Origin of the sequence: Enterococcus sp. DIV0876 (genome assembly GCF_050529585.1) — a bacterium.
GTDB lineage: Bacteria > Bacillota > Bacilli > Lactobacillales > Enterococcaceae > Enterococcus_D.
Map to the genome: position 1 here is coordinate 3,072,288 of NZ_CP172882.1, position 10,213 is coordinate 3,082,500.

The window sequence follows — 10,213 nt, forward strand, 5'->3', positions numbered from 1 at the left end:
AGCCCAGCAAGGTGGACTTGCTAGGCTGCAACTAAAATTTATTCGTCATTTAGTAAAATCTGTTGGACCTGTTGCGGACTCACAGCATCGCTCAATAAACGGACATTCTCAAGATCTGAACAAAAAAAGGCAATCTCTTGTAAAAAAGAGAGCTGTTTTTCTTTGAGTACCACTACAAACAAAATCGTTGCAATCTTGGACTGTGTTTCAGTACCGAAATCTACCCCATCTGGCACTTGAAACAAAAACACCCCTTCTTCAATGATCCATTGCTGCGCCTGCTCTTCTGCATGGGGCAAGGCCACGAAGTTGCCAATGTAGACACCATATTGCTGGTGTCTGCGCAACAGGCTATCGACATAGGGTTCCGTAACGATGTGTTGCTGTACCAAATAGGCCCCGATCTTCTTTAAGGCAATTTCTGCATTCGCAAATTGCTGGTTTACTTTGATTCGTTCAATTGGAATATACACTCCCTATTCCTCCTATTGTTTAACTTCTTCGATCAGCAGAGATGATAACAGTTGGTAGATGATTGAATCATTGCCAGAATTGAAAATCTCCGTATTCAAATCATTCATAATGATCGACCCGCTGATTTTCCCAAGTATTTGGCTGCTTTTCTCATTGATTGGATAAGGCGCGAGCATGACCAACAGCCGTTTGACAGTAATTTCTTTTTTGTCCATCGCAAATAGCTGCAGCGGCTGGGACAAATCGAATACGCGAAACACGGGTGCTAAGATGGCCGAACTTGAGGCATGAAATAAAGCAAAGTGAGTGTTTGGGATACCCACTGGCGCTTGCAGATATCTATTTAACAACTTTTCAGCCACTTTTGCGGGATCAGCAACCAGCGCACCCTCAAATTTTGACATGACTTCCCCAAGGGTTTTTTCTAAGTCTAAACTGTTGTCGATGTTCTCGACACGAAACAAGGCCAACAAGGCATTGATTGCCTCAATAAAGGCCAAGACTTCTTCATATGTCTCACTTTTATTGACTTGTAGGGGTGTTTTATGGGCTGAGTGCTTTTGTTGACTGATTTCTTGAAAGGCTGTTTTGAGTTTCTTGATATCTTCATCTAATAAAATGGGGGAAACCAATTGATATTTCCCTTGGTAACCAGGAAGCAGTGAAGTAGAAATAATCAGATCGTATTGTTCTTCGATTTTCTCCCGCTGCACATCCCCCACCCGAAAAAAGGTAATTTGATTGATAAAAGGAAAATGTTTTCGCAGCTGCATCTCCAATAAACTGATCGACGCTAAGCCGCTAGGTGAAACCCCAGCAATATTGACTTCCAAAACCTTGGGATTTTTTTCTAGAGAATTGGCAAAATGCAACACCATATAGGCTATTTCTTCCTCGGAAAACTGCTGTTGCAAAAAGACATGGGGCAAATTATTCCTAATGGCAGCAGCAATTTCCACATATTGATTCATAATCTTTTCTAAGATTGGATTATTCAATTGATTTTCTTCTAAGATCGCCCGTGTCATCACGCCAGAAATATGGGTCAATAGCATTTTGTAGAGATTGGCATCTTCATAAAATGCCGCTTCTGTTTGCCTGCTGACACCTTCAATCAAACGTTTGACACGGTAAGCCAAATCGGTATCAAAATTTTCATCAAAAAAATCTCGATCGAATGAATTGGAAAAGTCGCCTAATAAGACTGCAAAAAAGACGATTTCATTGATGGAATACAGCAACTTGGTCTGTTCAGCCACTTTGCCAAACACTTGCTTGGCTGCCTTTAAAAGTCCTTTATTGATTTGACTAGGATAGGTCTCTTCTTCCACTGCATAACCCTGTTCCACACGGTCCATGGCCAATGCCAACATCAAGATAATAAACGCCAACTTACGATCACTAAGCTCTGTAAACTTAGGTTCGATCATCTCACGGATCAAGCGTTGCGCCAATAACAAATGACTGCGAGAGATAAAATGGAAAACAGATCGTTCTTGATCTTCTGCTTCTGGCAGATGAAAAAACTGGTATTCAATGATCTCCATCACCATCGTATTGGCCGTCACTAAGCGGCGATATTTTTCAGACCCTTGGATCTCATAACCTTGGTTGCGAACAATCCGCAACGGCAACCGCGCCAAACTTTCTTCCAATTGTTTGATATCAGCAAAGAAGGTCGTATTGCTGATTTGGTATGTCTCTAAAAGCGCATGAATCGATATTGGCTCCTTCGCTGTTGCCAGTTGCAACAGGATATGGTGTTGCCGTTCATTAGCGGCAAATTCTTGCCCTGTATCTGTCATGATTGCTTCTTGTAATTGCCGGAACCCTTGCTCTGAAGCGGTGATCTGAAAAGCACCTCGCCCGCTTTTTTCCAATGCAGCATCCACACGTTGCAAAGAATTTTCCAGATTGGCCAGTTCCCGATAGAGTGTCCGTTTGCTGACTTTTAAGACTTGCATCATGCGATCCAATGACACAGGGCCAGCACTATTCATTAGTTCAGTTAATAAAATCGTTTCACGTTTGGTTAAGAACATAGTCGACTCCTTCTGTCAGCAGCTGACGATATTGTTCAATTTGTAGGATATCTTTGACAACGAAAAGCCGTACGCCCTCAGTGGCAACTTTCTGGGCTAACTCTTCTGAAATGATATATACCGTATCTTGTGTGAAGGATACATTTTCCAATGGTGCTTTGCTGATTTCGATTGATATTCTTGTCTCCAGTGCCATTTTTTTGACCAATTCAACCGCCATCGTTTGCGATCCTCGCACCGTTCCTTCATACAAAAATACAAGTGAAATGGCGCCTGTTGATGGGGGAATAAACGATACTGGCGCCACATAGTCCCCTGTTTTGATTTGATCGATCAGCCCTGTGTATTCCTCTTTAGCCAGAAAGTTTTCAACATGAAAATGCTGCGCATGTGGTGCCTTTTTCTGGGCAATCGCTGCCAATTCTTTTTGTGTGACCAATAAGATATGCGCTTGATCATCGACACGATAGATCGATTCGTAACGAACAGGAATCGATAACTGGGCTTCTTGTAATTGGCGCTTTAATATACTTGCCCCGATAGCACTAGAGCCCATACCGGCATCACAAGCAACAATGATTTCCGTGATTTGTTTCCTATTTGACATGTTTTTTACCTCATGATTTTTTTGGGGTCTCTTTAAAATAACGCTCGCTATACTAAATGAGACAATCGTACTCACAGTAATTCCTGCAAAGATACCTAGCATTTTTGACAACGGTGCATTGGCCATGATGATCAGTAATGAACCAGGTGATGCTGGTGCTTTGAGCCCAGCATCGAATAGCTGAAAGATCAGCGTGCCGCTCCCACCTCCGATGATTGGTGCTACAAACAATGCTGGATGAAGCAAGACGAAGGGGAAGTAGACTTCATGGATCCCCCCCAATGCCTGCACCACCAAAGCAGTCGCTGCATTGGTCCGTATTGTTTTTGCCCCCAACCAACAATAGGCAATCAAAACACCCATCCCCGGACCAGGATTGGTTTCAATCAGAAACAAGAGTGAACTACCATGGACCGCCGCATCTTCAATGCCTAGCGGCGTCAACAAGCCATGGTTGATGATATTATTAAAAAAGAAAACTTTCATCGGCTCAAGAATCAAATGGATACCGGCAAAGACATTGTTCCGAACAAAGAAATCAACGACTTGGTAACTGGCTTGGCTGATGCCTTCAAACAAAGGAGCCAGCAAAAAATAACTGACTAAAAAAAGCAGACTGCCTATCACCCCGACCGAAACATTCGCCGTAATCATTTCATATCCGACACGTACCTTATCCTTCATCAGCTGATCCAAGTGCTTGATCAACCAGCCAGCACTTGGACCAAGTGCCATCGCCCCAAATACTTGAGGCGCATCAGTCATCAAGATCAGACCGAATACAGCTACGACAGCAGCGATACCCCCGCGACCACGGGACTGAAGTTCACCTCCCGTATATGCGATCATCAATGGCAAGACCAATTGTAAGATACCTTTTTCCACTTTTTGAATATAAATAGGTTCAATATTCAGTTGGCTCAGAACAAATGAAATGATCATCCAAGCAATAAAAATACTCAAATTAGGCATCATCATTCTAGACAGGTAGTTTGTATAAAATTTAAGCGTATCCATTTTCTCTCTTGTTGCAAGTTCGCTTTTCATTATTGCTAAGTACCTTTCTGCCTACAGTATCATTCGTTTGCGAATGTGTGTGCACGACTTTTATCAATCGTTTGTCATCCCTCATGCAAGAATAGTATAAGACACGAAAAAAGCTGACGTCAAACGCCAGCCTTTTTGATACAAGTTTTAGTTTAGTTGACACGAACCGCAAAATCAGGTGAATAGTATGAGTAGCTGCTGATAGACACTGATTGACCTGTAGTTGGCGCATGGATATATTGTCCATTTCCCATAGCGATCGCTACATGACGCGTACTGCCCCGACTACCCCAGAATAACAAGTCGCCAGCTTTGGCTTCATTGATTGAAATAACGGTACCTGAATACTCTTGTGTATACGTCACACGAGGCAATGAAATCCCTACTTTAGCAAATACATACTGTGTAAAACCAGAACAGTCAAATCCGCTTGGTGTTGATCCACCCCATAGATATGGTGTACCGATATATTTTTTTGCTTCCGCAATGATGGCAGCGCCATCTACAGATTGCGCTGGTGCAGACGTATTACTCGATGAATCTGTTGAATCTGTTGTCGATTCATTTGAAGTATTGTTGGATACATCTGTTTGACTAGATTCTTGATCACTATTTGTAGTATTGTTCGTTGTATTACTGTTTGAAGTGGATGAGCCACTAGTGCTTGTACCACCTGACGTAGTGCTAGATACATCAGTCGTACTTGCTGCAGATTCACTTGTTGTTGACGATGCAGTCGTCGTTTCTTGTGCTTCTTGGGCTGCTGCTGCTTCTCGCGCTGCTGCTTCTTGGGCTGCCGCTTCTTGCGCTGCAATACGGGCTTGTTCTGCTTCATAATCGGCTTTTTGTTTCTCTAAATCAGCTTTTTCATCCTCTTTGCTGGCTTGTTGTATAGCCAAATCAGCTTGTAAGACATTCAATGCTGCTTGTTTGGTTTGCAAATCGCCTAATTGTGTTTCTAATTCAAATTGATTGGTTTCAATCGTCTTTAATTTTTCATCATTTTCGGCTTTTTTGCTTTCAACTGCTTCTTGATCGACTTTTTGCTGTTCAACCAAATCATTGTTTGCATTAACGATCGTCGTCATTGCTTGAACACGGCCGATGGCATCAGTCAAAGAGTCCGCTTCCAAAACGGCATCAATAAATGAAGAACTTTTTCCATTGACTTGTACATCTCTGGCTTGTTCTTGGATCGCAGCTTCACGTTTTTCGATTCTAACTTTTAAATCGGCAATCTCTTGTTCTAATTTCTCCGAATCACTACGCAAATCAGTTTGCTGCTGTAATAAGCTTTGTGCTTTTTCATTGATCGTTGCAACTTCAGCTTCAAGTGCAGATACTTGCGCTTGAGTGCTTGCTTGTTGATTTTTCAAATCAGAAATTTCTTGGTCTTTTTGTTCGATTTTATTGTCGTACTCAGTTGCTGAAACAATTGTCGGTGCGGCAATTGATGTAAGAACGATGGAACTTACTAATAGTGCTGACAAAATACGTTTTTTCACGCTTCATTCCTCCGGCTGACATACTCTCAATGTGTTTTTTTATGTACAATTACTTAAAAATATCTAAAGATATTCAGGCTATGCTGATTGTAACATAGTCGCATGTCAGATTGATAAAAGGATTATTACAAAAACATTTCAATTAACATGGATTTTCGCATAAAAAGCAAAAAAAAGAAGCTTATTCGTCTTTGAATAGCTTCATAAATGGTATCACTAAAATGAAAAATAAAATCATATTCAACAATAATGTAGGGGCCAAAAATCTCGATACAAAGAAGGAAGTGTTGACCGATGCGATTTTGAATAACAGCTGAATACCTAATGTGACGATTTCTAAACTGGTAACAAAGATGATCATACCAAAAAACATTGTAAAAATATTTTGATAAATCGTTTTGTCCAGCATATACATGACCCAAACAATCAAAGGAAAAGCCACAGTATAAACACCGATCAAACCTATATAGTATAAATCATAGAGACATCCAATGACTAGGGCTGTTGGAATCAGAAAATTTTTGGGCAGATAACGTGCTGCACATAATAAAGCAATCAGCAAGACATGGGCACTTGCAATATAGTTGTCCTGCGTCCATTTCTCTAACAAACGCGTCAACTGGCCATCAATCAGCATCATCAAAAATAAGAATATAGCCGACATATACTTGATATAGTCATGTTTTTTCATGGCTATTCATCACCTGCCAAGCGTTTGATGATCGTTACTGCTTGAATATCATACATTTGCGCATAAGGTTTGACATAGACTTTTGTATCTAGTCCAAATTCGTCTTTAGTCGTGCTCACGACTGTACCGATTGCCAAATCAGCCGGAGAATTTCCACCGAGACCAGATGTTTGGACAACGTCGCCTTCTTTGAGGGTACTTGACCCTGTCAACTGTGTAATGACCAATGATTTTTCTTTTTGATCATAGCTGCTTAAAATACCAAAGTTTTCTCCATCTTCTCCACTGATTCTCACTGGAAAATGATTAGAGTTCTGGTTTTCGGAAGTTAATAGTTCAACTTTAGAAGAAGCCGCATTAACTTCAATCACACGACCGATCAATCCTTTTTGCGACATGACTGCCATGTTGATCTCAACCCCATCTTTGGTTCCCTGGTCGACAATCAGCATATCTTGCCAAGTATCAGGAGATCGATTGATAACATTCGCCGTGATTTTATCATAATTGGTCAGTGTTTCATTCAATGCCAACTCTTCTTTCAAAGCATCGATTTCACGCTGATAATTTTCATTGGATTGAGCAAGTTCATCATAACTGTCCAGTTTTTCTTTTAAACGTTCATTTTCTTCAAAAGTGACAAATAAATTCTTGACGGAGTTGGCGCCATCTTCGATCCAGCGGATAGGGGCAGTGATTACTTTATCAACGATCGCCATTGTATCATTTACTGTTGATTGAACAATATTTGTCGAATTTCCCACTGCTCGTTTGGCAATGGTCACACTCAATACGGTTACGACTAAAATCACAATAATCAATGTGATAATAATATTTTTATTCGGATTAAACTTTTTCACAAAGACACCTCAAATAGTTAGAAACTGATAGGCTTAATTTTACCATTAAAATCACTGAAACAAAAGCTAAGTTGATCGTCTTAATGTTTTTTTTGTAATTGACTTTCTGAAAATTTCAACAACAAAAAAAGAGACATTCGTCTCTTAATCACGGCTTTGGATTACGGCGATCACACCTTCATCGAATGAAAAACAGGCTGTTTCAGTGACAAATTCATTGCTGGCATATGAAGTTGGTTGGGGAACATCCTTGTTGTTTAACAGGTATTTACTTCCTTGCAAGGTCAGATTCTTGACTGGGGTCAAGCAACAATAAGCCAAGTAACTCATTCCCTGTTCATGTGAGATTTGATAACTTCCTGGCAGATAGAAACGGATACTGTTTTGTCGATCAAGCAAACGAATATTTGCTGCATAAGGTTGGAACCTCGGCTCTAAAACCAGCCAAAGATTGGCCAATAGATGATCTAAGCGTCCTCCTGTAGCACCAATCAAGTCGATTGCCGCTTCAGGATAACGTTTCAAGGCTTCCATTAATGCTAATTGCGTATCCGTATCATCTTTTTCAGGGGGCGCTTGGATAACAGTTTCAGCTTGTATTCGGACGTGTGCAAATTCTTCTGGTGTAAGCGAGTCAAAGTCACCGATTGCCAGCGACAATGGAAACCCGCTTGCTGATAGATAGAGTGCACCACGATCAATACCGATAAATAAATCGTAGTTTTCTAGATCTGGCCATGTCTCAGGTTTGCCGCCAGCAGCCATTAAAATATTCATCTATTGCAACGCTTCTTTCAGCGCATTGATTTGGGCAGCTGGTTCATCGGCATCATAGATAAAGCTGCCTGCTACAAAGACATTTGCGCCAGCATCTAAGCAGCGTTTTGCTGTTTCTGGGACGATTCCTCCGTCGACTTCGATATCGTAATGGTAACCATTCGCTGATTTCAACTCAGCTAATTCTGTGATTTTTTCCAAAGTCTCCTCAATAAAGGACTGTCCACCAAAGCCTGGATTGACTGTCATCACCAAGACTTGATCACACATCGATAAAACGTGTTTGATTGCTGAAATGGGTGTTCCAGGGTTGATCACGACTTCTGCTTTGACGTTTTCCGCAATGATCATTTGAACGGCTCGATGAATATGCGGCGTTGCTTCCGCATGGACACCAATAATATCCGCACCAGCTTCAGCAAAAGCATGGATATAGTTTTCTGGTTCAGTGATCATCAAATGAACATCCAATGGCAGCTTTGTTACAGGGCGAATCGCTTTGACGATGTTTGGCCCTAAGGTAATATTCGGTACAAAGTGTCCATCCATAACGTCAACGTGGATATAATCGGCTCCATGTTGTTCAACTAATTCTATATCTCTTTGCAGGTTTGCAAAATCGGCACTTAAAATCGATGGTGCTAACTTGATCATCTTATTCCCTCACTTCTTCTTTTTATAAACCGGACGTCGGTTTTCGATTTCTTCTAAAAATTGTACATAGTTGGCATACCGCGATTCAGCGATTTGTCCTGTATCAACCCCTTGTTTCACAGCACAATCAGGTTCATTCAAATGCCTGCATTCTCGAAAGCGGCATTGATTCGCGACCGCTTGAAATTCTGGAAATAGCTTAGGCAACTGATTACTCTCGATCTCTAGAAAATCAATGGAACTAAATCCTGGCGTATCTGCGACTAAACCATCAGAAATCGGCAACAGCTCCACATGTCTCGTCGTATGTTTGCCACGTCCTAATGATTCAGAAATAGCGGCTGTTTCCAGTTCAAGTTCGGGCATGATCCGATTAAGCAGTGTTGATTTTCCAGCACCAGATTGTCCCATAAAAACAGTGACCCGTTCAGGAAAATACCTTTGCAGTGCTTGTAATTCTTCGCCATTAGCTTTAGAAGTGATCACATGATAGCCAATTTTTTCGTAGATTGACTCAATCTGTCGAATCATTTTCTCGTCAGTCACTAAATCAGCTTTTGTCAAAAAGATGATCGGCTCAATATCTTCATATTCTAAAGTGACCAAAAAGCGATCCAGCAAATTATAGGAAAAATTAGGCTCGATCAGACTGGTTACGACAACGCCTTGATCGACATTCGCAACAGGCGGTCGAACCAATTGATTTTTACGGGGTAAAATTTCTAATAAATAGCCATCTGTTGGGCTGCTGCTGTCAAATATGACCTCATCTCCTACTAATGGCGTAATATTACGATTGCGGAAATTTCCCCGCCCTCGGGTTTGGAAGATTTCATCTGCCGCGTCAACATAATAAAAGCCACTTAAAGCTTTGATGATTTTTCCTTTCAAAAAGTCCCCTCCTTGTTTTGTTCTATGTTTTGTTCTATTGTATCATACTTCTTCCACTAATTCTGAAGACAAAAAAAGCCTGAAGCATATCTGCTTCAGACATAAATCGGGAAGACAGGATTCGAACCTGCGACCCCTTGGTCCCAAACCAAGTGCTCTACCAAGCTGAGCTACTTCCCGATAATAGTAAACAAAAAAATAAAAAGACTACGCGCCCAAGAGGAGTCGAACCCCTAACCTTTTGATCCGTAGTCAAACACTCTATCCAATTGAGCTATGGGCGCATCATATAAAAATGCCGAGGACCGGAATCGAACCGGTACGGTGATCACTCACCGCAGGATTTTAAGTCCTGTGCGTCTGCCAGTTCCGCCACCCCGGCTTTATTGCGTTGGCAAAAGCGGAAAACGGGGTTCGAACCCGCGACCCCCACCTTGGCAAGGTGGTGCTCTACCACTGAGCTATTTCCGCATAAATCCTGATGCCGGCTAAAGGACTTGAACCCTCGACCCTCTGATTACAAATCAGATGCTCTACCAACTGAGCTAAGCCGGCGATTTAAGTGCGGGTGAAGGGACTTGAACCCCCACGCCCGAAGGCGCTAGATCCTAAATCTAGTGCGTCTGCCAATTCCGCCACACCCGCATAGGTTATTACTATGAGCC

Annotated in this window: 9 protein-coding genes and 7 tRNA genes (1 of these 16 running past the window's edge); all 16 read right to left on the reverse strand. The window is 41.6% G+C overall.

What is annotated here, in order from left to right; translation table 11 throughout:
- Positions 1-38: 38 nt before the first annotated feature.
- Positions 39-473: a PTS sugar transporter subunit IIA gene (locus tag IGI41_RS14525; protein WP_430610498.1), complete on the reverse strand. Its 435-nt coding sequence runs from the start codon at positions 471-473 to the stop codon at positions 39-41.
- A gap of 12 nt (positions 474-485) precedes the next feature.
- Positions 486-2,516, reverse strand: a complete 2,031-nt coding sequence (locus tag IGI41_RS14530) for a BglG family transcription antiterminator (RefSeq protein ID WP_430610499.1) — start codon at positions 2,514-2,516, stop codon at positions 486-488.
- Positions 2,497-4,170, reverse strand: coding sequence for a PTS sugar transporter (locus IGI41_RS14535; RefSeq protein ID WP_430610500.1), 1,674 nt, complete (start codon positions 4,168-4,170; stop codon positions 2,497-2,499). The genes IGI41_RS14530 and IGI41_RS14535 overlap by 20 nt, the downstream gene beginning before the upstream one ends.
- Positions 4,171-4,322: 152 nt before the next feature.
- Positions 4,323-5,675, reverse strand: coding sequence for an NlpC/P60 family protein (locus IGI41_RS14540; RefSeq protein ID WP_430610501.1), 1,353 nt, complete (start codon positions 5,673-5,675; stop codon positions 4,323-4,325).
- Between the two features lie 181 nt (positions 5,676-5,856).
- Complete coding sequence (gene mreD / locus IGI41_RS14545) at positions 5,857-6,366, reverse strand: rod shape-determining protein MreD (RefSeq protein WP_430610502.1); 510 nt, start codon at positions 6,364-6,366, stop codon at positions 5,857-5,859.
- Positions 6,367-6,368: 2 nt separating this feature from the next.
- Positions 6,369-7,226 carry a rod shape-determining protein MreC gene (mreC, locus tag IGI41_RS14550; RefSeq protein ID WP_430610503.1) on the reverse strand — a complete coding sequence of 286 codons (858 nt, stop codon included), beginning with the start codon at positions 7,224-7,226 and terminating at the stop codon, positions 6,369-6,371.
- A 144-nt stretch (positions 7,227-7,370) separates the two neighbouring features.
- Positions 7,371-8,003, reverse strand: coding sequence for a thiamine diphosphokinase (locus IGI41_RS14555; RefSeq protein WP_430610504.1), 633 nt, complete (start codon positions 8,001-8,003; stop codon positions 7,371-7,373).
- Positions 8,004-8,654, reverse strand: coding sequence for a ribulose-phosphate 3-epimerase (gene rpe, locus IGI41_RS14560; RefSeq protein WP_430612878.1), 651 nt, complete (start codon positions 8,652-8,654; stop codon positions 8,004-8,006).
- A gap of 12 nt (positions 8,655-8,666) precedes the next feature.
- On the reverse strand, positions 8,667-9,548 hold the full coding sequence (gene rsgA / locus IGI41_RS14565; protein WP_430610505.1) for a ribosome small subunit-dependent GTPase A: 882 nt from the start codon (positions 9,546-9,548) through the stop codon (positions 8,667-8,669).
- A gap of 106 nt (positions 9,549-9,654) precedes the next feature.
- Positions 9,655-9,728 (reverse strand) — tRNA-Pro (locus IGI41_RS14570).
- A 30-nt stretch (positions 9,729-9,758) separates the two neighbouring features.
- Positions 9,759-9,832, reverse strand: a tRNA-Arg gene (locus IGI41_RS14575).
- A 12-nt stretch (positions 9,833-9,844) separates the two neighbouring features.
- Positions 9,845-9,930 (reverse strand) — tRNA-Leu (locus IGI41_RS14580).
- Between the two features lie 17 nt (positions 9,931-9,947).
- A tRNA-Gly gene (locus IGI41_RS14585) sits at positions 9,948-10,019 on the reverse strand.
- An 11-nt stretch (positions 10,020-10,030) separates the two neighbouring features.
- A tRNA-Thr gene (locus tag IGI41_RS14590) sits at positions 10,031-10,103 on the reverse strand.
- Between the two features lie 8 nt (positions 10,104-10,111).
- Positions 10,112-10,193, reverse strand: a tRNA-Leu gene (locus IGI41_RS14595).
- Between the two features lie 14 nt (positions 10,194-10,207).
- Positions 10,208-10,213: transfer RNA gene (locus tag IGI41_RS14600), tRNA-Lys, on the reverse strand; it runs 67 nt beyond the window's last position.